Here is a 23,967-nt window from a genome sequence, read left to right as displayed (position 1 = left end):
GGTAGTGGGTCGTCGCCGCCCCGGCGGGCGGGGCGTATCCTCGCGGCATGCACCGCATCTTCGGCACGCCGTTCGCCGCGGTCTATCCGCTGTACCTCGCGAAGGTGGAGCGGAAAGGGCGCACGAAAGCCGAGCTCGACGCGGTGGTGACGTGGCTCACCGGGTTCGACGACGAGGCGATCGCTGCGCAGGTGTCGACGGGGGCGAGCTTCGCGGAGTTCTTCGCCGCCGCCGACCTCAACCCTGCGGTCGCGCAGATCACCGGCGTCGTCTGCGGCGTCCGCGTCGAGCAGATCGACGACCCGCTGATGCGCCGCATCCGCTATCTCGACAAACTCGTCGACGAACTGGCGAAGGGCAAGGCGCTCGAGAAGGTCCTGCGCACCTGACGCCTCGCCCGGTGCGGGAGCGGGGCGCACGCGCCCGCCGCGGGTAAGGTCGGTTCGTTGTGAATCGCCTGCTCGTCTTCCTCCTCGCTGCCGTCGACGCCCTCGTGGCCGTCGCGGTCGGCGTCGGCGTCGTGCTCGCGCCCGTCACTCTCGTGTGGGTCTTCGGCGTGAGCGGGGATGCCGATTGGGCGGCGCTCTGGCCGGCGGCGGCGACGATCTGGCAGCTCGGACACTTCGCGCCGGTCGCGGTCTCCCTTCCCGCAGAGCTGGTCGCCCTCGGCGGTCTGCCGTCGGGCGGCGCCGAGTTCACCGTGTCGCTCGCGCCGACAGCGCTCGCCGCGTTCACGGCGATCTCTGCCTGGCGGTCGGGAGGTCGCGCGGCTCGCGCCGGTGCGTGGCTGACCGGAGTCCTCGGTGGCACGGCTGCCGTCGCGGTGGTCTCGACGATGATCGCCCTCACCGGACGCGCGAGCGTCGCCTCGGTCGACCTGTGGGCCGCCATCGCCGGTCCCGCGCTGGTCTTCGCCGTCCCCGCCCTGATCGGTGCTCTCGTGCGGGCGTGGAACGAGGGGGATGACGGCATCGTCGACGCTCTCACGGAGCGGATTCCGGACGACGTGCAGAACGCGGTGGATGCCGGTGCCCGGGGCGTCGCGATCACCGTCGCCGGGATCGTCGGACTCGGAGCCGTCGTGCTCGCGGTCCTCTTCTTCGTCCGCGGCGGTGAGGTGATCGCGCTGACCCAGGCGGCCCAGACCGACCTGCCGGGTGTCGTGGTGCTCGCTCTGGGCAGCCTCCTCTACCTCCCCACTCTCATCGTGTGGTTCGCGGGATTCGCGATCGGGCCCGGTTTCGCCATCGGGACGGGAACGGCGGTCTCGCCGGCCGCCACGAGCCTGGGGGTCGTGCCCGGCATCCCGGTCCTGGGCGTCATCCCCGATTCCACGTCGCCGTGGCTGTTGCTCCTGGCGCTCGTCGTGGTCGGCCTCGGCGCGCTCGCGGGCATGGTCGCGCGCGGAGCGCTGCTCATCGGTTCGGAGACGGATGCCGAGCCGCTCCGCCCGCGCCTCGTCGCCCTCGGCGTGACCGCCGTCGGCTCGGGTGCGCTCCTCGCCGTCCTCGCGTGGGCGGCGCAGGGGTCGATCGGTCCCGGCAGGCTGGCGCAGGTCGGCCCCGAGCCCTGGCTCGTGGGGCTGGTGGCCGCCGTCGAGGTCGCCGTGGGCGCCGCAGTCATGCTGCTGTCGCCGCGCGGCGAGGAACCCGCCCGGCCGGCGGAGCCGTCCCTCACCCGGGACGCGCCAGTCGCGAGCTCGCCGGTCGAGCTGCGTCGCGAGCCTGCCGGGACGGTCTCGCCCGACGAGTTCCCCACCGCCCCGCTAGACTGACCCGGTGCTCACGGTCGCCGTTCTCATCTCGGGCACGGGATCCAATCTGCGTGCTCTTCTGGATGCCGCGAACGAGCCCGATTTCCCCGCTCGCGTGATCGTCGTCGGCGCCGATCGGCAGGCCGACGGCTTCGCGCATGCCGAGACCTACGGCATCCCGACCTTCATGGTCCCGTTCCAGGAGTTCGACAGTCGTGAGGCGTGGGGCGACGAACTGCTCGCGCATCTCGAGGTGTGGAAGCCGGACCTCGTCGTGCTGAGCGGGCTCATGCGGCTGCTGCCCGCGGCCGTCGTCGCGGCGTGGGCGCCGCGCCTCATCAACACCCACCCCGCGTACCTGCCCGAGTTCCCCGGCGCGCACGGTGTGCGCGACGCACTCGCCGCCGGCGCGGAGCAGACCGGGGCGAGCGTCATCGTCGTGGACGACGGCGTCGACACCGGCCCGATCCTCGCCCAGGAACGGGTCCCCGTCGTGCCCGGCGACACCGAGCACACCCTCCACGAGCGCATCAAGCCGGTCGAACGCCGACTGCTCATCGACGTCGTCCGTCGCATCGCGACCGGCGAGCTTGCACTGACCCCCTGAACCGACACCCGAACGCCCCCGACTCGAGGAGTTCCCGCATGGCCGGCCCGCAGATCGACCCCTCCCTCTACCGTGCACGCGACGTCGTGCCCGTCCGCCGTGCGCTCGTCTCGGTGAGCGACAAGACCGGGCTGCTCGAGCTCGGTCAGGCCCTTGCCGCAGCCGACGTCGAGATCGTCTCGACGGGCGGCTCCGCAGCGCTTCTGCGCGACGCCGGCATCGACGTGAAGGACGTCTCCGAGGTCACGGGCTTCCCCGAGTCCCTCGGCGGTCGCGTGAAGACGCTCCACCCGAGCGTCCACGCGGGCCTCCTGGCCGACCTGCGCCTGGAGGACCACGAGACCCAGCTCGGCGAACTCGGCATCCTTCCCTTCGAGCTCGTCGTCGTGAACCTCTACCCCTTCGTCGAGACCGTCGCCTCCGGCGCGCAGGGCGACGCTGTCGTCGAGCAGATCGACATCGGCGGCCCCGCGATGGTCCGCGCATCGGCGAAGAACTTCGCCAACGTGGCGATCGCCGTCTCGCCCGAGTCCTACCCGGCGATCGTCGACGCCCTCGGCCAGGGCGGGACGACGCTCGCGCAGCGCCGCGAGCTCGCGGCGCGCGCGTTCGCGCACACGGCGGCGTACGACCGCGCCGTCGCGACGTGGTTCGCCGAGGAGACTCTCGAGGGCGACGGCGAGCTGCCGCAGCACCTGACGATCAAGGCCGAGCGCCTGGCGACCCTCCGCTACGGCGAGAACTCGCACCAGCGCGCGGCGATCTACTCGCGCGTGGGTGGGCACGGTATCGCGCAGGCCACGCAGCTGCAGGGCAAGGAGATGTCCTACAACAACTACGTCGACGCGGATGCCGCACTCCGGGCCGCGTTCGATCTCGTCAAGCCGGCGGTCGCCATCATCAAGCACGCGAACCCGTGCGGCATCGCGATCGGAGCGCCGCAGGCGCTCGACCCGCTCGCCTCCGCGCACCTGCGGGCGCACGAGTGCGACCCCGTGTCGGCCTTCGGCGGCGTCATCGCCGCGAACCGCACCGTGACGCTCAAGATGGCCGAGAACCTGCGCGACATCTTCACCGAGGTGATCGTCGCGCCCGACTTCGAGCCTGAGGCGCTCGAGGTCTTCCGACTGAAGAAGAACCTGCGCGTGCTGCAGCTTCCTTCGGACTGGCGCCAGGAGCCCATGGACGTCCGCCTGGTCTCGGGGGGTCTGCTCCTCCAGGACGCCGACCGGTTCCCGAACGAGATCGAATCGCTCGTCGACTCGTGGCAGCTCGTCTCGGGGGAGCGTCCCGCCGACGACCAGCTCGAGAACCTCTCGTTCGCGTGGAAGAGCTGCCGCGCCGTCAAGTCGAACGCGATCGTGTTGGCCAAGAGCTCGGCGACGGTCGGTATCGGCATGGGCCAGGTCAACCGCGTCGACTCGTGCCGCCTCGCGGTCGAGCGCGCCGGTGACCGTGCTGCCGGATCGGTCGCGGCATCCGATGCGTTCTTCCCGTTCGCGGACGGACCGCAGGTGCTGCTGGATGCCGGGATCACGACGATCATCCAGCCGGGCGGATCCGTGCGCGATCAGGAGGTCATCGACGCCGCGCAGGCCGCAGGGGTCACGATGTACTTCACGGGCGAGCGTCACTTCTTCCACTGAGCTCGTCGCGTGGCCCCGGATCATAGCCGGTGAGGGGCAGGGTAGTTCTCCCCATCGAAATCGATCGGGCTGATCGCATACTCTCGTCGCGGGAGGTTCCGCTATGGGAATGATGTTGCCGAACGAGCTGATCTGGGTGATGGAGAAGCTCGGCTTCGATTGGCCAGACATCGACGAGGACGAGCTGCGCCGGGGTGGCCAGATCATCTCGACGTTCCGGGACGAGCTCGAGAACAAGATCCAGGTGATGGACCGCAAGGTCAACACCGACATCGCCGCCGCCATGCGCGGTCAGGCGGGTCCGGCGTACGTCGGGGCGTGGAACACCAACCGCTCGCAGAACCTTCAGAAGCTGATGGACATCCTCGGCCCCGTCCCGCCCGGTGTCGACATCGCGGCCGCCGGCGTCACCGCGCTGAAGATCAAGGTGATCGTCGACGTGACCTCCACGATGGTCACGCTCGTCGCCATGCTGACGAACCCGGTCACCGCCGCCGGTGCCGGCCCCATGCTCCTCATCAAGAAGAAGCTGCTCAACGCCGCGGTCGACATCGCGGTGGAGCAGGTGCTCAACCAGGTACTGCCGATGGTCATCCAGCCGCTGGCCGAAGAGCTGCCGGGCATCATCATGTCCGCCCTCGACTCACCGATCGTCGAAGCTGTCGCGGGGGACCCCGAAGAGTTCTACGCCGACCTCCAGGCCCTCGAATCGGCGCAGGGCGAAATGGAACAGCACGCGGCGGATGTCGAGGGCCTCACCGACCGGCTCATGTCAGACCTCGCGAGTCTGAACATCGGAGGCGACTGACAGTGCCGGATGCGGCGACCGCGCGCCCCGGGCTGAGCGCGGCGATCATCGCGTTTCTCGGCAAAGGGGAGTCCTCCCTCCCTCGCGCCGACGACGACGCGATCAGCGCATCACCCGCGGACCGGCCCGCCCTCGTGGCCGATGTGCGTGCCGTCGTGGCAGAGTGCCTCGCCATCGACCCTGATTGGTCGACGCACACTCTCGCCGAAGGCGGCAGGGTGGCACGGTCCGCCATGGCCCAGCGGCATCCAGAACTGAGCTCCGAAGCGCTGGACGCGCTGGCATGGGCGTACACATACAACTGGCGATGAACGATTCGACGGGACTACATAAATCATGAAGATGGGCGATGTCACCCGCCAGGTGCAGAATGCGTGGGACGGGATGCCGGTACACGTCCGGCAGCTCTCCGACATGTTCCGTAAGCACGGGCAGAAGCAGAACCGCAACACGAGCAGTGTCGACGACCTCGACGCGACCGACGTGCCCGACGCGCTCCGTGACGGCTGGAAGAAGGACTCCTGGCACACCCCCGACCGCGTGGTCGGCTCGGGCAAGCCCAACCGCCCCTACCCGGCGGAGTACCTCGACGCGGACTACATCCAGCAGCACCTGCAGCGCTTCGAAGGTGGGGCGACGCGGTTCTACCGGACCGAGAACCTCGACAAGTACGGTCCGGGCAACCAGGGCACGACGTTCGTCTTCCCGACGTCCGAGATCGACAACATCATCACGCAGGCGGACGGCAACCCCAAGAAGCTCGGAGTGATGCTCGGCCTCGGCGAGGATTTCTTCGTCGACGGCAACGACAAGCCCCTCGACATCACTCGGGCTGACTTCACCTATGAGGAGATCATCAACGGCAACCTTCGGATGCCGCGCGGCAACGAGGCCGGTGCCAACGAGGCGTGGATCCCCGGCGGTTACCTGCCGGAGGGCATTCCCGAGGGCGTGATGAACACGCACCCTGACGCCACCGGAGCAGACCCGTCCGTCGGCGGGACATGGGGCACGTACACGCCCTTCAAGCTGTGAGCGGCTCGTCCGTCTCGGGCGCGGTCCGTTATCCCCGTCGGTTCGAGATCTTCCGGCTGGAAGCTCTCGGCGACGACCCCTTCTTCACCGACGCCGAAGCTCGGAACGAGTACGAACGGGGTCGTCGGCTGGCGGTGACGGATGCTGCTGCCCCGCCCGCCTGGTACGTCGACGTCCTGCATCGGGACCGGTTCACGGTCACCTTCTACTCGCCTCATAAGACGCCCGTCAGGAAGGTCGAATGGGAGAGGGTGGACGGTCGGCTCTTCCGGCGTCGCATCCTTGACCTGTTCTACCCGGAGGGCGACCCGAAGCGACGCGTCCCGTACTCGCATCTCCTCAGGGTGGACCAGCACTGGTACACCGACGGGATAGCGCACGTCTCGCGATCGTCGCCGATCGACGAGGACCTGGTCGTCGAGGTCTCCGCGCCGGGGGAGTTGCAGTGGGTCGACATCCCCGCGTTCGGAGAGTGGGCGCCGCTGATCGAGGCATCCGCTCCCCCGGAGCTGGGCCGCTTCGACCTCGATGCCGTCGACGTGGCGGAAGACTTCGCGCGGGCGACCATCGCCGGCGGCGAGCCGATGACGGATGCCGGTCGGTGGAACCTGCCCGCATCCTCGTCGACGGTGTTGGACACCGTGACGTCCCTCACCACCTTCGAACCGGCCCCCTCGCTGGTGCCGGTCATCGAGCGGGAGGCGGCCAAGATCCTCCCGGTGTTCGTGCAGGGGGCATCCCCGCGGCAGTCGGGGCTCGACCCGCGCGAGGAGCGGCGGCGAGTCGACGAGCTGTCATCCGACCTGGCCGGCGCTTTCGAGTATGCGGCGGGAAGGCCGATCGCCTTCCCGATCGAGCAGCGCGGCGACGGACCGGTCGCAGAATACGCGGCATCCCTCCGGCGCGCGCACGCGCGGAGTGCCCAATGGTGGGTGCTGAACGAGACAGGCATCGTCGTCGTGCGTTCCGGCGATGAGGATGCCGGTGACTTGGCGCTTGCTGTGCACATCGTCCCCGCGCGGTGGGTGTCGGGCAGGAGCGGAACCCACACAGGCCGTGCCCCGGTCGATCTTCGCTGGTCACGTGCGGACGTAGGGGACTGAGCCCGACCGGCGCAAGTCCTCGGTGAGTGTTCCGGGCGCAGCTAGCCTGTGCGATGAGAGGGAATCATGGGTATCGGTGAGGTCATTCGTCCGCTGAAGAATTCGTCAACCTCCGTATACCTTCGGGCAACGAAGCCGGCGCGTGACGACAACCCGGGTCTCTGGCCCGGAACAGCGCAAGGTTCAACCCTGAACCCATGATCGAACCCAATGAGACCGTCACCGGGCTGCCGTGGCTCACGGGCCACGTCGTGGACGAGAACGGCGTGCACTCCGCGGACGCCGACGGTGCCATCGCGAGGGCGGGCAAGATCGTCGACGCGATCGAGTCGCTCGTGAACCGTCGAGCCGCAGCGCCGTCCGAGGACGAGCTGATCGCGGGAACGCCGATCATCCACCGCGGGGAGGCGGAGATCGTCCCGCTGTCGTGGGAGCCGGCTCAGCCCGAGGATGTCGCGGCGGCTCTGCGGGAGCGGGCGAACGAGGTCTGGAAAGGCATCCGGAGCGCGTGCGAGTATCACCACGGAGCAGCCCTGTCGGTCGCCCTCGACCGAACTGCGCCCGCGAACGCGTATCGCGAGCATCTGGTCCGGCATGGCGTCAGGCGCGCCGACTGGTGGGGCGCCGACGGCGTCGCACTCGTCCTCGTCGTCCACGGCGCGCCCTTGCCGGCGCGCGCGTCCGCGAGTGCACTGCATATCGTGCCCGTGGGCTGGGTGTCCGATGTCCGCCCGACGCGGCGAATTCCCGACGTGGACCTGTCGTGGTCGCCTGCGACGAACGTGGAGTCGGCACGCGTCCGTCACCCGTCGGTTCGAGATCTTCCGGCTGGAAGCACTCGGCGACCCGACGCGAGCGGGCCCACCTAGACGGGCGGTCGGCGGGTACGCAAGACCTATGTGCCTGTCAGGCGCGTAGATAGCATTTTCACGAGGGGGAGATCCATGGGAATCGGAGAAGTCATCCGGCCGCTGAAGAACTCGCTGGACGGGATGCCGGTTCACGTGCGGCAGCTCGCAGAGATGTTCCGCAAGCACGGGCAGAAGCAGGGCGACACGACGGGCCGAGTGACCGACCTCGACGCTGCGGACGTGCCGGAGGCGCTGCGCAACGGCTGGCGCAGTGACAGTCGATGGGAACCCGACGCCATCGTGAACGCGGGCAAGGGGAACAGGCCCGAGCCGGGCGAGTACCTCACCACGGAATACATGGAGAGGCACCTCGCACAGTTCGAAAACGGTGCGACGAGGATCTACGTCACCCGCAGCTTGCAGGACTGGGGACCGGGGAACAATCAAGTTCCCGGAGGAGCGACCAATACCGCGTACGTGTTCCCGACGGATCAGCTCAACGCGCTCATGAACAGCGTGAACGGTCCGCGCGAGTTGGCGGATGCGCTCGGCCTCCCTGCTGATTTCTTCGAGGACGCGGATGTCGAATTGCGCGACTTCGCTCCGAACGAGCTCACTGGGCTCAGCCTGCCCTCGGGTAACGAGGGTGGAACCGATGCCGAGAGGTGGATTCCCGGGGGGTATCTTCCCAGCGGCATCCCTGAAGCAGTGATCGATATCCCGCACGACGCGACCGGCTGGAGAAACGGCGACAACCTGCTCGACCAGAGCCGATGGCCAGGATCTTCCCGGCCCCTGAGCTTGGGGGGCACCTCGTCATGAGCGCGGGCGGATCTGAGCCGGACGGGCATGAGAGTGTCGAAACGATCCTGCCGACAGGAGCGCAAAGCTCCCTCGTCGGGGCGCAGGCCCTGCCCGACGGAATTCTCGACGTGTCCGAAGACGGCATTCTCGCCGGCGGCATTCCGGTTCTCGTTCGAGGGCAGATCCGAATCGTGCCGCTCGCGACGTGGACATCGCCGGAGCCGTCGCCACACGCGCAGGACCTTTGGCACGCGCTGACCGCCGCCTGCGTGAACCGCGCAGGCAACTGGTCGCTCCTCGATCTCGACGCGGAACGCGACGACGCGATCGGTGCCTACGCGGAGGCGCTGCGTGCCGTCGCGGCGTCTCGCGTTCGCTACTGGATTTATTCAGGAAAGGTTGCTGTTGCGCTCGTCCGAGCGGATGGCGACGGGACGAGTGCGTCCTCATCGCTGGCGTTGCACGTGGTTCCTGAGGGCTGGCTCTTCCACCGTGCACCGACCGCCGCGCCTCCGCACGCAATCGACGTGCGATGGTCGTGGCAGGACGTCGTCGGCCTTTTTGAGCACGACCGAGGATTTAGTCTGTGAGAACGCTGATGAGAGGGCTGGACCAATGAGTGCTGTCGATGGAATCGCCACCGATGTGATCCTTCGGATCTACGGTGCGAGCGAGCTCGGTGTGCTGTCGCAGACCGCTCCCGGCGCCGACCACCCTCGCGTGGAGTACGTCGGCGGAGAGGTGTTCGTCGGCCTCGACCACCGCGACGGCCGCGCCCCCGTCACGCAGGGTGAGACCGAAGGGGCGGATGCCGACTTCCGAGATGCCGTGCGTTCCGCCATCTCCGCGGCAGGGGACACCCCGGTCGAGGGAGCAAGCTCGCTCGTCATCACCGAGGAGGCGCTCGCAGCCGCCGTGCTGCTCGATCCCTCGCGTCTCGCGGGGGCCGGACTGTCCGGTGCGCCGGTCGCCTTCCCCTACGCGCGGGATCGCGTCATCATCGTGGGCGCCGACGACGAGACCGCCATCGCTCGCGTCCTCGATATCGCTGAGGAGCTCTACGAGGCCGAGCGGCCGCTCGTCAGCGCGCACCCCGTCGTCCTGACGGACGAGGGCTGGGCTCCGTTCCCGTGGCGGGAGCGACTGCCCGAGCTGGAGATGAGGTTCGAGCGCGTGCTGCGCCTGTTCTCGGTGCGGGCCTACGACGTGCAGACTGCCGCGTTGCAGCGGCCCGACGTGCACATCGCCCCCGCCAAGATCCGGATTCTCGAGTCCGGAGTGACGACGACGTTCGCGGCGTGGCCGCAGGGGACCGCGACCCTCCTCCCGGCCGTCGACAACGTGATCATCGCGGACCCCGCCGGAACGCTGAGCGTTGCGACGATGACCGAGTTCCTCGACGCTGCCGGCGACGCGATCGTCCGAACCGGGCTGTCGCCTGCACGCTACTTCGTGCCCGGTGACGAACCGGATGCCTCGAAGGCATGATCTGGGAGATCGATCAGCCGGAGGACCGTCCCGACGGCGTCGACGCCCTGGGACGGCCGGATCCGGCGTACGCAGCGGCGCTCGGCCTCATCCGCGCGCCGTTCGGGCGCCGATCGCTGGCGTTCGTGATCGACATCCTCATCTGGGTGGTCCTGCAGCTTCCGCTGTGGCTGGGAGCCCTGCCGTTGCTCCTGAAGCTCGCGACCGGGTCGATCTCCCCCTACGGCCTCGTCAACCACCCCAGCTTCGTGCTCGCCGCGGTCATGGCGGGCATCTCGGTCGCGCTGTCGCTCGCGTTCCTCATCGTGCAGTGGATCCTGCAGGCTCGTCGCGGGCTGACGATCGGTAAAGGCTTCATGGGTCTGCGGAGCGTCAACGTCCGCACCCTGGAGCGGCCCGGGGCCGGCCCCGTCCTGCTTCGGGCTCTTCTCGTGGGCATCGCCGGCGTCATCCCCGTCATCGGTACCGCGGTCATCCTCGCTTCTCCCACCTTCGACTCGCAGGAGCGAGGGCGCGGCTTCCATGACCGTGCCGCCCGGATGTGGCTCGTCGACATCAAGCGCGGATTGAACCCCTACGACGAGAAGCGGATGCGGATCGCCCGAAAGACCGTGAAGGCCGAGCCCGTGCTCGAGCGCGCCGAACGTCCCTCATTGGCCACGCCCACGCGTCCCGGCGCCACAGCCGAGTACCGGCCGGGCAACCGCATCAGCGCCGGCGTGCTCGGAGTCGGACGTTCGCAGGGCGGCGCGCCGGAGCGGGACGGCTCGAACGACGCTCCCGCAGCGGGAGGGAGCGGTGTCATCGACGCTGCCCCCGGCGTCGACCCGTCTCACCGCAGCCCGCTTCCCGATCGGGGCGCAGGATTCGTTGCCGCAGAGCCTGTCGAAGCGCCGGCCCCGGCGCAGGCGGCGCCCGCTCCTGCAGCTGCGCCCGCTCCCGCACCCCTGGCTACTCCGGAACCCGAACCCGCACCTGCGGTCGCTCCGGAACCCGCTCCCGCTCCTGCCGTCGCCCCGGAGCCCGCTCCTGCGTCGCGAATCGCCCTCCGTTTCGAGACGGGCGAGACGCTCGTCGTGGCGGGGCCGCTCCTGGTCGGTCGCGACCCCGACCCCGCAGCTGCACCCGGGGCGGAGCCCACCCGGCTGACGGATGAGAGCCGGTCGCTGTCGAAGACCCACGCTCTGCTCGTCCCGACCAGTGGTGGGCTCGAGGTCATCGACCGCGGGTCGACCAACGGCAGCGCGGTCGTGCGCGCGGGCGTGGAGACGCCCGCGGTCGCCGGGGTCGCGCTGTCCGTCGTCATCGGTGACACCGTCCGGTTGGGCGACCTCCTCGCCGAGGTCGTTCTGCTGTGATCGCCCCGCTCGCCCCCGTCCGACGAATGCGTCCCCATCCCCCCGGAGAAGACCAATGCGGCTGAAGCTCACCCTGCACCGTCAGGGCAACGACCCCGTCGACATCGTCGTGACGGCGGATTCGACGGCGACCGTCGGCGACGTCGCGCGCTACATCGCGGCATCCGATCCGATGCGGACCACGACGTTCGCCGAAGAGGACGTCCTCACCCTCTCGGTGGCGCCTCCGACGGCGTCGCGCGCTGTCGAGCTGCCGCACGATCTGCCGATCGGCGAGGCTCCGATCGGCTCGGGGTTCGCGGCATCCATCGTCAACTACGGTGCGGGATACATTCGGGCGGGGCGGGGCGAGACGGTGGGCATTCTCCGCGCCATCGCGGGCCCGCTCGCCGGGCAGGAGTTCGCCCTGTCGGCCGGTCATGTCTCGATCGGACGCGACCCGAGCAACGACGTCGTGCTGATCGATCCGCTGGTCTCGAAGCGTCACGCACGCATCGAGGTCGGGACCTACGCCGAGGTCGTCGACCTGAACTCGGCGAACGGTGTCCTCGTCGAAGGTGTCGAGGTGCAGCGCGTGCGCGTCGAGGACGGCCGCCCGTTCGTCATCGGCGGCACGACCCTCGTGGTGTACCTGACGCGTGCGTGGGACGGAGCTGCGGCCGACGATCCGATCATTGAGCGCGGCGGAGGCCTGCTCTTCAACCGCAGCCCTCGCGTCGAGGTGCGCTATCCCGGCACTCGGTTCAAGCCGCCGCGCCTGCCCACCGAGAAGATCGGCAAGATCTTCCCGTGGCCCATCATGGTCGCCCCGATCCTCATGGGTGCGGCCCTCTTCGCGCTCAACGGCAACCCCCGCTCGCTCCTGCTGATCGTCATGACTCCGCTCATGGCGTTCGGCAACCTCATCAACCAGTCCGTGCAGAGCCGCAAGAGCGAGGACCACGAGCGGCTGCTGTTCGAGCGCCAGTTCGAGCAGCTCGAGGAGGACTTCTTCCGCGGCAAGCCCGAGGAGGAGGCGGCCCGCAACGCTGAGGCCCCGGCCGTCGCCGACGTCTTCGAGGAGGCCATGCGGCTCGGGCCGCTGCTCTGGACTCGGCGCCCGGAGCACTGGAACTTCCTGGCGCTGCGACTCGGGACCTGCTCGCTTCCGGCGCGGAACGGCATCGACGACGCCGAGACGCCTGACGGTCTGCCCGAATACATCGATCGTGTCGACCGACTGCGCCTTCGCTACGCCACCGTCGACGATGTGCCCGTCTTCGAGACGTTCCCCACTGCCGGATCGATCGGCATCGCCGGGCCCCGTGGACTGGTCGCCGACGCGATGCGCGGCGTGGCCGTGCAGGTCTTCGGTCTGCACGCGCCGAACGACGTCGTCACCGTCGCCTTCGCGGACTCGTCGTGGACTCCCGAGCTCGAATGGCTCAAGTGGCTTCCGCACACGTCCGCCGAGCGGAGCCCGTTCCGCGGTGCGGCGCTCGCCGACTCGGCCCCCAGCGGAGCCGCCCTGCTCAACTCCCTCGAGGAGTACGTCCGACGCGCCGCCGGTGGCGGCAGCGGTGAACCCCGTGGACCCTTCAAAGACGACTGGAATCCGCTGCTCTACGGCACCGACGTCGCTCGCGCCGCGGAGGACCGCACCAAGACGCCTCCCGTGTCCGTCATCGTGTTCGTCACCGGTGACGCTCCGGTCGACCGTGGTCGGCTGACGGATGTGCTCGAGAAGGGCGCGGACCACGGTGTCCACGCGATCTTCATCTCGGACACCGTCGAGTCGCTCCCGGCCGTGTGCCGCAGCTTCATCGAGCTCACCTCGGACCTCGCCGACGCGCGGGTCGGTCTCGTGCGCAACGGCGAGCGTTTCGAGCACGTCGCCGTGGAAGGCGTCTCCAACGCCTACATGGAGATGTTCGCCCGGCGGCTGGCGCCGGTCGTCGATGCGAGCACCGTCGTGCACGACGCGTCTGACATCCCCAACGCCGTGATGTTCCTCCAGCTCATCGACCCGGCCATCGCCGAGAACCCGAACGCGGCCATCGAACGCTGGCGGCAGAACAACACGATCCTCGACCGCACGCCCACGCCGCGTCCTCGTCTGAAGAAGGCCGGCACGCTCCGCGCCATCATCGGACAGGGGCCGAGCGATGCGATGGCGCTCGACCTCCGTACGCAGGGTCCGCACGCCCTCGTGGGCGGCACGACCGGTTCGGGTAAGTCCGAGTTCCTGCAGGCCTGGGTGCTCGGCATGGCGGCGGCGCACAGCCCCGACCGCGTCACCTTCCTCTTCGTCGACTACAAGGGCGGATCCGCCTTCGCGGACTGCGTCGATCTCCCGCACTGCGTCGGACTCGTGACCGACCTCAACCCGCACCTCGTCCGCCGTGCGCTGACGAGCCTCCGCGCCGAGCTCCAGCACCGCGAGCACTTGCTCAACCGCAAGAAGGCCAAGGACCTCCTCGAGCTCGAGAAGCGGCAGGACCCCGACTGCCCGCCGTCGCTCGTCCTCGTGATCGACGAGTTCGCCGCCCTCGCGTCGGAGATGCCCGAGTTCGTGGACGGCGTGGTCGACATCGCCCAGCGCGGCCGCTCCCTCGGCATCCACCTCATCATGGCGACCCAGCGCCCCGCCGGCGTCATCAAGGACAACCTGCGGGCGAACACGAACCTCCGCATCGCGCTGCGCATGGCGGATGAGGCGGACTCCCGCGACGTGGTCGACGACGACGTGGCGGCGAGCTTCCCGGCATCCGTTCCGGGGCGCGCCATCGCGAAGACGGGGCCGGGGCGACTCGTCCCGTTCCAGTCCGCCTACACCGGCGGGTGGACGAGCCAGGAGGAGACGACCGTCGCCGAAGTGCGCGTCGCCGAGCTGCGCTTCGGTGCCGCCCCCGAGTGGGAGCCCGACCGGCCCGCCGAGTCCGACTCGCACGAAGAGGACCTCGGCCCGAACGACCAGCGTCGCATCGTGTCGACGCTCGTCACGGCGCGGGAACTCGCCGAGTTGCCACTCCCGCGGCGTCCATGGCTGGACGACCTGTCACCCCTCGTCGACCTCGCCGACCTCGCGAACGACGGGGACACCCGCATCCCGATCGCCCTCATGGACGTTCCCGAGAAGCAGCTGCAGGAACCGGCGTACTTCGTGCCGGACCGCGACGGCTCGCTCGTCGTCTACGGCACGTCGGGGTCGGGTAAGTCGACCGTTCTCCGGACGATCGGCACCGCGGCGGGGATGCGTCCCGACCGCGGTCGTGTGAACGTCTACTGCCTCGATTTCGCCACCGGTGCGCTCGGTGCGCTGTCGGCGCTGCCTCACGTCGGTTCCGTCGTGGACGGTTCCGACGTCGAGCGCATCCAGCGCCTCCTCCGCACGTTGGACGGCGAGATGGACCGTCGCGCTACGGCGTTCTCGGCTGCGAGCGCGGCGACGCTGCAGGAGTACCGCGAGATCGCGGATCCCAACCTGCCGCGCATCATCCTCCTGATCGACAACTTCCCCGAGTTCAAGAAGGACTGGGAAGTCGCGCCCGGGCGCGGGCCGTTCTACCGGACCTTCATGCGGATCCTCGGTGAAGGCCGCACCCTCGGCGTGCACACCGTGTTGACCGCCGACCGCGGCAACGCGGTGCCGAGCGCGGTCGCCTCCAACATCTCTCGCAAGGTCGTACTGCGCATGGGCGACCCGTCGCAGTACATGCTGCTCGGCACTCCGAGAGACGTGCTCGATGAGCAGTCGGCACCGGGACGCGCCGTCGTCGACGGACACGAGGCGCAGATCGCCGTCCTCGGCGGGACGTCGAACGCGGTCGAGCAGACGAAGGCTCTCGGCGTGCTCGGGGCGAAGCTCAGGGCTGAGGGCGTCCGCGATCTGCCCGAGATCGGAGCCCTCCCGACGGCGGTTCCCGCGTCGGACATGCCGGCACGGGTCGACGGGATGCCGGTGTTCGGCGTCGCCGACGACACCCTGTCGGCGCACGGCTTCGAGCCGATCGGCTCGTTCGTGATCTCCGGGCCCCCGGCATCCGGTCGCACCAACGGGCTCAAGTCGCTCGTCATCGCGATGGAGCGCTTCGACCCGGGCGTGCAGCTCTACCACTTCGGCAGCCGCAGGTCCGAGCTCAAGGACTTCCGTCCGTGGGTCAAGAGCGCCACGCGCCCCGACGACGAGAAGGAGCTCGCGACCGAGTTGGCGGAACTCGTCACGCGAGAGCTCTCGGAGGGCCGCATCCTGATCGTGATCGAGGACATGCCCCACCTCTCGGACGGACCCGCCGACCGCCCCATGCGAGCGCTCCTGCAGGCCATGAACGACAGCGAGCACATGCTCATCGGCGAGGCGGAAATCTCACGCGCGAGCGGCAGCATCGGTGTGCTCGGAGAGTGGAAGGCCGGCAGGCAGGGCATCGTGCTCAAGCCCGACACCTACGACGGTGAGGCGATCTTCAAGACGGCGTTCGGTCGCGTCAAGCGGTCGGACTTCCCGGTCGGCCGAGGCATCTTCGTCCAAGCGGGACGCTCCGTGACGGTGCAGATGCCTCTCGTCGCGGACGTTCCACCTGCCGAGGCGCCTGCCGTGAGCGTGCCGACGACACGCGCTGCCGCCCGTGAAGCCGTGTCCGCGGATGCCGTGGGCACCACCCTGGGGGCGTGACCGGTCACCGCGACGGGGAGTTCTCCCCATGTACGAGCCGAAGCGTGTTGCCTACCCTTGTCGGGGAGGTGATGCGCTGTGGGCATGATGCTGCCGAATGAACTGATCTGGGTCATGGAGAAGCTCGGATTCGAATGGCCGGACGTCGACGAGGACGAACTGCGGCGGGGTGCGCAGATCGTCTCTCACTTCCGGGACGATCTCGAGGAATCTCTGCAGGCCATCGACCGCAAGGTCAATGGCGATCTGGCCGCGGCAATGCGGGGCCAGGCGGGGCCGGCGTTCGTGTCGGCGTGGAACACCAACCGATCGCAGAACCTCCAGAAGCTCGTCGACCTGTTGGGGCCCGTCCCGCCGGGAATGGACATCGCTGCCGGCGTCGTCCTGGGCCTGAAGATCAAGGTCATCGCGGATGTCACCACGACGATGATCACCCTGGTCGGCATGTTGACCAACCCGATCACCGCGGCGGGCGCTGGCCCGATGCTCCTCATCAAGAAGAAGCTCCTGAACGCGGCTGTCGACATCGCGATCGAGCAGGCGCTGAACCAGATCCTGCCGACGGTCATCGAGCCGCTCGCCGATGAATTGCCCGCCGTCGTCATGGCGGCGCTGAACGCTCCCGTCGTCGAGGCCGTGGCCGGCAACCCGGACGAGTTCTACGCCGACCTGCAGGCGCTCGAGCAATCCGAGGAGGAGCTCGATCTGCGCGCGGCCGACATCGAATCGTTGATGGACCGGCTCATGGCCGACCTCGCCGGACTGAACATCACGGGGGACTGACACATGGCTCGAGTCGGAGACGAACTCATCAAGCCGATGCTGCGTGCGCTGGACGACATCCCGGTCCACGGCCGGCAGCTCGGCGAGATGGTGCGAGGTTTGCGCGGCAAACAGCGACGCAACCGCGACGGTGTCGAGGAGATCGACACGTTCGATGTCACGCTGCGGCCCTTCAAGCGGAACAAGAAGCACGACCCGGTCGAATACGACCGCCAGTACAACGAGCAGATGGATGCCCTGCAGCAAATGCCGCTGTCCGACTGGCTGCGTAATCGTACGGAATACGTGCAGAACGGCCGCACGCCCGACTCGCTGCGGGCGCAGGAGAACGCTCGCGCGGCTGCGCTCAAGGCGAAGATCTTGGAGCTTCGTGAGCAGGGCCAGAGTCGATCCGAAGCTGCGGAGAATGCGTCATCATGGCTTGCGACGCAAGCGGCCACTCACAGGCTGGACGGCATCGCGGGGGGCAACGTCACTGACATCTCCGGTGTCGGCGACGCTCGCATCAACTCGTCGCTGGGGTCTCAATGGCGGTCTCGTGTCGGTGACATCGACGCCGCCGTCGTCCGGTTCATCCAATCCCATCCGGGCGTCGACCTCTCCGATGTCTACATGAATGTCACCTTCAGATAAGTTGAAAACCATGGTCCAGATCGAAGATTTCGTCGCGCACTCGCCGGTCTCGCAGGAAGTCATAGCCGCGTATCGCGACCGAGTTCCCTCGGAGATCGTCGAGATCTGGGAGCAATACGGCTACGGCACGTTCGGCGAGGGGTTCATCCGCGTGATCAACCCTTCAGTGTTCGAGGCTGAGCTCGGTGATCGGATTGGGAAAACCCAGGGCGACGGCATCGCGATCCCCGTCATGGTGACCGCCCTGGGCGATCTCATCACCTGGGAGCCGAGCGTCGATTCACTCGTTGCGATCCTCTTCCGGAAGTTCGAGACGGTGGGTCTGGGTTCGCCCAAGACCTTCCTCGGCCTGACTCGCCTCGACGGGGCGGAGCACCTGGAGGAAGAATTCGCGTGGGACCCCTACCCGGAGGCAGTTGCCCGTCAAGGGGCCGTGACGTTCGACGAGTCGTTCATCTTCGTCCCGCTGCCGTCGTTGGGTGGTCCGGGCACGGTCGACACTCTGCAGAAACGCCCCACCATCTCGGCCATTCAAGTAATGGTCGATCTGCAGGGTCCCATCGGCCACTGAAGTCGGCCGCGCCCGGGGTCAAGACTGTCCGCTGGCGCGAGTCGGAGACGAAACCACCATCGTCATCGTCGATAGGTTGTGGGCATGATCGAGATCGCGGACTTCGTCGAGCATGCACCTGTCGAACCCGAAGTCGTGGCTGCCTATCGCGATCGGGTTCCCGCAGAGCTGGTCGAGGTCTGGGAGCAGTACGGCTACGGCACGTTCGGGCAAGGTTTCATCCGCGTCATCAATCCCGCGGTCTATGAGGCTGAACTCGGCGACCGGATCGGCAAGACCCAGGGTGACGGTGTGGCGATCCCCGTCATGGTCACCGGGCTGGGAGATCTCATCACCTGGGAGCCCAGTCTGGGTGGACTTGTGGGTCTCATCTTCCGCGAGAACAGAGGCGTCGGCCTGGGGGATGTCGATTCATTCCTTCTTCTCACCGAGGCGTTGGGCGTGGACCATTTGGCCTCGGAGTTCAACTGGGGCGTCTTCCCCGAAGCGGTTGCAGCGCAGGGCGCGCCCGACTTCGATGAGTCGTTCATCTTCGTTCCCTTGCCATCCTTGGGTGGCCCGGGCACCGTCGACACTCTTCAGAAGCGTCAGACGCTGTCGGCTATCCAGGTCATGGTCGACCTGCAGGGGCCCATCGGGCACTGACCGGCCACACCTTGAATTCCTCTCTAGGTTGGAAACCATGTTTCAGGTCGAGGATTTCGTCCCGCATGCGCCGGTGGAGCCGGAAGTGATCGCTGCCTACCGTGACCGAGTTCCCGCGGAGATCGTCGAGATCTGGGAGCAGTACGGATATGGCACGTTCGGCGAGGGCTTCATCCGCGTCATCAACCCTGGTGTGTACGAGGCGGAGCTCGGCGACCGCATCGGTAAGACGCAGGGTGACGGGGTCGCGATCCCCGTCATGGTGACCGGGCTGGGAGATCTCATCACGTGGGAGCCGAGCCTCAACGGGCTCGTCGTACTCATGTTCAGGAGTAACCGCGGGACGGGGATAGGCAAAGTCGCTACTCTCCTCGGTCTGTTGAAGCTGGACGGCTCGGATTACTTGTCGGAGAAGTTCGGGTGGGATGTCTTCCCCGAGGCGGTCAAGCAGCAGGGGGCGCCCGCATACGATGAGTCGTTCATCTTCGTCCCCCTTCCTTCCTTGGGTGGACCTGGCACGGTCGACACCCTGCAGAAGCGTCAGACGCTGTCGGCTATCCAGGTCATGGTCGATCTTCAGGGGCCCATCGGTCACTGATCGACCACTGCTGGGTTCTCCTGAGGTTGATCGTCAGGCGGTCGAGCAACCAGGATCGCCCGCACTGATCTGCCAGTAATCCGCGCCTCGTTTCGTGCTGGGCGAAATATAGGGCCTCGAAGGTGGGTAGTTCTCCCCATATGTGACGACGAGTTCCTTCGTTAGCATCATTTACGCGGGGGGATGGACAAGGTCCCCGCACCACGACGAAACGCTGGGAGGCGGGTTCATGGCTCACGATTTTGGTGCAACATACAGCGAGATGGAGAGCGCGGCGCAGCGCCTGCGCGACGGTCGTCAGACCGTCACCGACACGCTGAAGGAACTCCAGGGCATCATCGATGACCTGGTGCAGGACGGCTTCAAGACCGAGAACGCGTCCGAGGCTTACTCGACCGCTTACTCGGAGCTCACGACGTCGCTCGACGACGCCGCTGAGGCCGTCAACGACATGGCTCAGGCGCTCGACCGCATGGCCGACCGTATCCGCGACACGGATGCTGAGCTCGCCGGCGGTTGATCCCGCGCAAGGCTCACGGGCCGTGGTGCGATCTCCGGATCCGCACCACGGCCCGTTCCGTGTGCAAGGGATGATTAGGATCAGGATGACGAACGGAGAGTCGCGACGATGACCACCTCGCAGACCTACTGGTACAACCTTTCCACGCAGTCCGTGGTGCGCGACGATGAGCGCCCCTCGGAGGACTGCTTGGGTCCGTTCGCCACCGCGGCCGAGGCGGAGGATTCGCCCGCCGTGCTCATCGAATACGCGAAGAGCTGGCTCGAGAGCGAAGAGAGCGAGCCCTACCGCCAGATGGCGGCCGAGCTCGACGACGACATCGATCGCGCCTGACCAGCGTGCGTGCTTCTCGCCGCGGAGCGGTTGCCGCCCTCGCGGTTGCCGCCCTCGCTCTGAGTGCCTGTGCGCCCGCGCTGCCGCCGTCGGTGATCGCCGGCAGCAGTGTCACCGTCGGGTGGGGCGGGCAGCTCACCTCTTTCAACGCGGCCACTGATCCCACGACGGCGAACCGGGACATCGCCGCGGTGACGCGTGCGGCCTTCGGCCATGTCGTCGATGGGGAAGTCGTGCCGGACGAGTCGTTCGGCACGGTGAAGATCGTCGGGAAAGACCCCTTCACGGTTCGCTACGACCTGAAAGAGCCGCTCTGGTCAGACGGCATTCCGCTCGACGCCGCCGACCTCGTGCTGGGGTGGGCGGCATCCGTTGGACTGCTCGCGAAGGACGGCCCGACGGATGCGGCGCTGAAAGCCGAACGGCCGAAAATCGACGAGTTCGCCCGCGCCGTCGACGTCACCTTCCCCGAACCCACCATCTCGTGGCAGACCGCGGTCGCGGCTGACGTGCCGGCGCACACGGTGGGAATGCGCGCGTTCGACCTGGACGACCCGATGGAGGCGAAGCAGGCCGTCATCCGTGCTGTGCTCGACCGCGACACGACGGCTCTCGCTGCCGTCTCGGACGTGTGGAACACCGACTTCGCTCTCACGGACGGCAAGCTCTCGGAGAGCGTCGCGCTCTCGAGCGGCCCCTACGTCGTCTCGAAGGTCGACGATGACGGCGCGAGCGTCACCCTGACGCCCAACGCCCAGTACCGGGGAGCGGCCGTGCCGCAGATCGCCGACGTCGAGCTCGTCCCCCGCGGCAAGGACCCCCTCGCTGCCCTCGGGGACACCCTCGACGTTCTCTCGTTGACGCCGACTCCCGCCGACCGCAAGCCGGTGAAGGAGCGCGAGCGGCGCGACTTCGCGGTGCAGACGACGAACGACGGCACTGTCTGGACCGTGCTTCTCAGCACCGACGCCGTCTTCGCCCAGCGGAACGCCCGCGCTGCCTTCTTGCGCGCGATCCCCGCTGACGACCTGGTGGCCGGCGGCGCCGGCGAGTGGTCGCAGTCCTACCCGAAGACCACATCGATGGTCACCGCGCCGGGATCGCGGGCGTTCGAGATCGTTACCGAGGATTCCGGGTTCGCGAAGGAGCTCGGCGAGCCCGCCGACGACGCCGCTGCCGACCGCGCCGGTGCGGGTGTCCGCGCCGGGGCTCGGATCTGCGTCCTCTACGACCGCGACAGCGAGTTCGCGAAGGGGGCGTTCACGGCGCTCAAGGCGGGGGTCGCCGAGGCCGGCTGGAACGCCGTCGACTGCGCGACCGACGACCTGGAGGCCGCACAGAAGAGCTCCGGATGGGATGCCGTCATCCGCCGCGTCCGCGTCCCTCAGACGCCCGGTCAGATCGCAAGTCAGTGGGGCACCAAGGGCTCTGCGAGTCTCGTCGGACAGGCGGATCCTGCCCGCGACGACCTGATCGCGAAACTCCAGCAGACGGTGGACGTCTATACCGCGCGCGACCTGCTGGCTCAGATCGAATCGACGATCGTCTCGGCCGCCGTCGCCCGGCCGTTGGCTGCGGTTCCCCGGTTGACGATCTCCGCTCCCTCCGTGACGGGGGTCACGGTCCGCGACGGCGACGACGCTCCGGTGCTGTCGGGTGTTTCGGGGTGGACCCCCGCGGGCTGACGCGCGGCATCCGGTCGTCGTGTCCGATTTCCGCGAGTCGGTGTCGGATGCACGTGTCAGGCTGAGGTCATGACGATCGCGGCGATGACCTTCGACGAGCGGTATCGCGCGATCGACGCGCGGGACGCGCGCTTCGACGGCCAGTTCGTGACCGCCGTGCACACGACCGGGATCTACTGTCGTCCCAGCTGCCCGGCCAGAACCCCGAAGGCCGCGAACGTCAGCTTCTTCCCGACGAGCGCTGCGGCACACGAGGCCGGTTTCCGGGCGTGCAAGCGGTGCCTCCCCGAGGCGACGCCCGGCTCGTCGCAGTGGAATCTGCGGGGCGACGTCGCCGGGCGGGCGATGCGCCTCATCGCCGACGGCGTCGTCGATCGCGAGGGCGTGCCCGGGCTCGCCGCGCGGCTCGGCTACTCCGACCGCCACCTGACGCGGCTCCTCACCACGGAGCTCGGCGCGGGCCCGCTCGCTCTCGCCCGCGCCCACCGCGCCCACACCGCACGCACTCTGCTCGTCGACACCGACCTGGCGATGGCCGACGTCGCGTTCGCTGCCGGGTTCGGCAGCATCCGTCAGTTCAACGACACGATCACCGAGGTATTTTCGCTCTCGCCGACCGAGCTGCGCGCGCGGCGCCGCGGCACGTCGACGGCCGCGGGGCGCATCGACCTGGTGCTTCCGCTGCGTGAACCGTTCGACGCGGTCGGGCTCTTCGGGTGGATGCGGGCGCACGCCATCCCGGGAGTGGAGACCGGTGACGCCCAGTCGTTCGCGCGGACCATCCGACTCGACGGCGGGCCCGCGTGGTTCGCCGTGCGACAGGATGGCGCGGGTCGACTCCGCTTGCGCGCCGAGCTCACCTCCCTCCGCGACCTCGCCCCGCTCATCGCACGCGTGCGGCGCCTGTTCGACCTCGACGCCGACCCGACCGCGATCGATGCCGCCCTGTCGCGGCATCCCGAGATGCGCCCCCTCGTCGAGCGTGTTCCCGGCGTGCGGTTGCCCGCGGCGCTCGACGCGGATGAGATGCTCATCCGCGCCATGATCGGGCAGCAGATCAGCGTCGCATCGGCGCGAACGGTGATGGGCAGGCTCGCCGCGGCGCTCGGCGAGCCGGTCGAGACGCCGTCCGGCCCCGCGGTCCTCTTCCCCACACCGGCGGTGATCGCCGAGCGCGGGGGAGAGGTGCTGCGCGGTCCCGGTGCGCGCATCCGCGCGATCGTCCACGCAGCGACCGCGCTCGCCGAGGGGACGCTGCGGATGAGCCCGGGCGACGATACGCACGAGCAGCGCGCCGCGCTGCTGGCGCTCCCCGGGATCGGGCCGTGGACCGCCGACTACGTCCGGATGCGGGTGCTCGGCGACCCCGACGTCCTGCTTCCCGGTGACGTGGCCGCCCGTGCAGGGGCGGCGGCCGCCGGCATCCCTGCGGATGCCGCGGGCCTCACCGCCTGGTCGGCTCGCGTCGCCCCGTGGCGCAGCTACCTGATGGCTCACCTCTGGTACGCCGCTCCCGTCACGCAGGCGTGGCGGGTCGGCGACGCATCCCCACCCCGAAAGGCCGACCGATGACCGCGATTCTGCAGACCCTCGACACCCCCGACGGGGCGTTCACGATTCTCGAAGACGACGGCCGCGTACTGGCGTCGGGGTGGACCGCCGACGCTGCGGCCATCCTCGGACGGCTCCGCGCAGACCGGGTTCCCGCCGACATCGCGACGGGTCGAACCCGCTCCGCCGCCGCTGTCACCGCCTACTACGACGGCGACCTGACCGCGATCGACGAGGTGCCGGTGTCGCAGCAGGGGACGGCGATGCAGACGGCGGGCTGGGCGGCGCTGCGCAGCATCCCGGCCGGGCGTCCGCTCACGTACGGCGAGTTCGCGGCGCACCTCGGCTCGCCGACCGCCGTTCGGGCCGCGGCATCCATCTGCGCGCGGAACGCGCCCGCGCTGTTCGTCCCCTGCCACCGGGTGCTCCGCACCGGGGGAGCACTCGGCGGATTCGCGTGGGGACTCGACGTGAAGATGCGGCTGTTGGAGCGCGAGGCGGCGATCTGAGACAGATCTCCGGTAAACGCTTGCTTACTGCGAAA

The 23,967-nt window shown here is 68.6% G+C and carries 24 protein-coding genes; all 24 read left to right on the top strand.

The annotated features are described in order from the left end of the window. Positions 1 to 47: 47 nt before the first annotated feature. Positions 48 to 389, top strand: a complete 342-nt coding sequence (locus ABQ271_RS11910) for a DUF2200 domain-containing protein (RefSeq protein ID WP_349308966.1) — start codon at positions 48 to 50, stop codon at positions 387 to 389. A 59-nt stretch (positions 390 to 448) separates the two neighbouring features. Then, positions 449 to 1,774, top strand: a complete 1,326-nt coding sequence (locus ABQ271_RS11905; protein ID WP_349308965.1) for a DUF6350 family protein — start codon at positions 449 to 451, stop codon at positions 1,772 to 1,774. A gap of 4 nt (positions 1,775 to 1,778) precedes the next feature. Further along, positions 1,779 to 2,360, top strand: coding sequence for a phosphoribosylglycinamide formyltransferase (purN, locus tag ABQ271_RS11900; protein WP_349308964.1), 582 nt, complete (start codon positions 1,779 to 1,781; stop codon positions 2,358 to 2,360). 38 nt (positions 2,361 to 2,398) lie between these two features. Then, entirely contained in the window at positions 2,399 to 4,006 is a 1,608-nt protein-coding gene (gene purH / locus ABQ271_RS11895) for a bifunctional phosphoribosylaminoimidazolecarboxamide formyltransferase/IMP cyclohydrolase (RefSeq protein ID WP_349308963.1), read from the top strand. Positions 4,007 to 4,109: 103 nt separating this feature from the next. After that, the gene (locus ABQ271_RS11890; RefSeq protein WP_349308962.1) at positions 4,110 to 4,814 is read left to right on the top strand and encodes a hypothetical protein; all 705 of its coding nucleotides are present in this window, start codon (positions 4,110 to 4,112) and stop codon (positions 4,812 to 4,814) included. 2 nt (positions 4,815 to 4,816) lie between these two features. Then, entirely contained in the window at positions 4,817 to 5,125 is a 309-nt protein-coding gene (locus ABQ271_RS11885) for a hypothetical protein (RefSeq protein WP_349308961.1), read from the top strand. 31 nt (positions 5,126 to 5,156) lie between these two features. Further along, positions 5,157 to 5,849, top strand: coding sequence for a hypothetical protein (locus tag ABQ271_RS11880; RefSeq protein WP_349308960.1), 693 nt, complete (start codon positions 5,157 to 5,159; stop codon positions 5,847 to 5,849). After that, positions 5,846 to 6,952, top strand: coding sequence for a hypothetical protein (locus ABQ271_RS11875; protein WP_349308959.1), 1,107 nt, complete (start codon positions 5,846 to 5,848; stop codon positions 6,950 to 6,952). The genes ABQ271_RS11880 and ABQ271_RS11875 overlap by 4 nt, the downstream gene beginning before the upstream one ends. A 197-nt stretch (positions 6,953 to 7,149) precedes the next feature. After that, positions 7,150 to 7,821 carry a hypothetical protein gene (locus tag ABQ271_RS11870; RefSeq protein WP_349308958.1) on the top strand — a complete coding sequence of 224 codons (672 nt, stop codon included), beginning with the start codon at positions 7,150 to 7,152 and terminating at the stop codon, positions 7,819 to 7,821. Between the two features lie 75 nt (positions 7,822 to 7,896). Next, a complete protein-coding gene (locus ABQ271_RS11865; protein WP_349308957.1) occupies positions 7,897 to 8,625 on the top strand; it encodes a hypothetical protein in 729 nt (242 codons plus the stop codon). Beyond that, complete coding sequence (locus ABQ271_RS11860) at positions 8,622 to 9,197, top strand: hypothetical protein (protein WP_349308956.1); 576 nt, start codon at positions 8,622 to 8,624, stop codon at positions 9,195 to 9,197. The genes ABQ271_RS11865 and ABQ271_RS11860 overlap by 4 nt, the downstream gene beginning before the upstream one ends. Positions 9,198 to 9,222: 25 nt before the next feature. Beyond that, positions 9,223 to 10,095, top strand: a complete 873-nt coding sequence (locus ABQ271_RS11855; protein ID WP_349308955.1) for a hypothetical protein — start codon at positions 9,223 to 9,225, stop codon at positions 10,093 to 10,095. Further along, on the top strand, positions 10,092 to 11,453 hold the full coding sequence (locus ABQ271_RS11850; protein ID WP_349308954.1) for an RDD family protein: 1,362 nt from the start codon (positions 10,092 to 10,094) through the stop codon (positions 11,451 to 11,453). Before ABQ271_RS11855 ends, ABQ271_RS11850 begins: the two co-directional genes overlap by 4 nt. 55 nt (positions 11,454 to 11,508) lie before the next feature. Then, positions 11,509 to 16,104, top strand: a complete 4,596-nt coding sequence (locus ABQ271_RS11845) for an FtsK/SpoIIIE domain-containing protein (protein ID WP_349308953.1) — start codon at positions 11,509 to 11,511, stop codon at positions 16,102 to 16,104. An 84-nt stretch (positions 16,105 to 16,188) separates the two neighbouring features. Next, a complete protein-coding gene (locus ABQ271_RS11840; protein ID WP_349308952.1) occupies positions 16,189 to 16,887 on the top strand; it encodes a WXG100 family type VII secretion target in 699 nt (232 codons plus the stop codon). Between the two features lie 3 nt (positions 16,888 to 16,890). After that, entirely contained in the window at positions 16,891 to 17,520 is a 630-nt protein-coding gene (locus tag ABQ271_RS11835; protein ID WP_349308951.1) for a polymorphic toxin type 15 domain-containing protein, read from the top strand. A 10-nt stretch (positions 17,521 to 17,530) separates the two neighbouring features. Then, positions 17,531 to 18,091, top strand: coding sequence for a GAD-like domain-containing protein (locus tag ABQ271_RS11830; RefSeq protein WP_349308950.1), 561 nt, complete (start codon positions 17,531 to 17,533; stop codon positions 18,089 to 18,091). 84 nt (positions 18,092 to 18,175) lie between these two features. Then, entirely contained in the window at positions 18,176 to 18,736 is a 561-nt protein-coding gene (locus ABQ271_RS11825) for a GAD-like domain-containing protein (RefSeq protein WP_349308949.1), read from the top strand. 37 nt (positions 18,737 to 18,773) lie between these two features. Then, the gene (locus ABQ271_RS11820; RefSeq protein WP_349308948.1) at positions 18,774 to 19,334 is read left to right on the top strand and encodes a T6SS immunity protein Tdi1 domain-containing protein; all 561 of its coding nucleotides are present in this window, start codon (positions 18,774 to 18,776) and stop codon (positions 19,332 to 19,334) included. Positions 19,335 to 19,563: 229 nt separating this feature from the next. After that, positions 19,564 to 19,854 carry a WXG100 family type VII secretion target gene (locus ABQ271_RS11815; RefSeq protein WP_231370862.1) on the top strand — a complete coding sequence of 97 codons (291 nt, stop codon included), beginning with the start codon at positions 19,564 to 19,566 and terminating at the stop codon, positions 19,852 to 19,854. A 108-nt stretch (positions 19,855 to 19,962) separates the two neighbouring features. Beyond that, a complete protein-coding gene (locus ABQ271_RS11810) occupies positions 19,963 to 20,187 on the top strand; it encodes a hypothetical protein (protein ID WP_349308947.1) in 225 nt (74 codons plus the stop codon). 5 nt (positions 20,188 to 20,192) lie between these two features. Further along, complete coding sequence (locus ABQ271_RS11805) at positions 20,193 to 21,872, top strand: ABC transporter substrate-binding protein (RefSeq protein ID WP_349308946.1); 1,680 nt, start codon at positions 20,193 to 20,195, stop codon at positions 21,870 to 21,872. Positions 21,873 to 21,941: 69 nt separating this feature from the next. After that, on the top strand, positions 21,942 to 23,444 hold the full coding sequence (locus tag ABQ271_RS11800; protein ID WP_349308945.1) for an AlkA N-terminal domain-containing protein: 1,503 nt from the start codon (positions 21,942 to 21,944) through the stop codon (positions 23,442 to 23,444). After that, entirely contained in the window at positions 23,441 to 23,932 is a 492-nt protein-coding gene (locus ABQ271_RS11795; RefSeq protein ID WP_349308944.1) for a methylated-DNA--[protein]-cysteine S-methyltransferase, read from the top strand. The genes ABQ271_RS11800 and ABQ271_RS11795 overlap by 4 nt, the downstream gene beginning before the upstream one ends. Positions 23,933 to 23,967 lie beyond the last annotated feature (35 nt).

Source organism: Microbacterium sp. MM2322 (genome assembly GCF_964186585.1).
In the GTDB taxonomy this organism is placed as follows: Bacteria; Actinomycetota; Actinomycetes; order Actinomycetales; family Microbacteriaceae; genus Microbacterium.
This window is presented reverse-complemented; position numbering and strand designations above follow the sequence as displayed.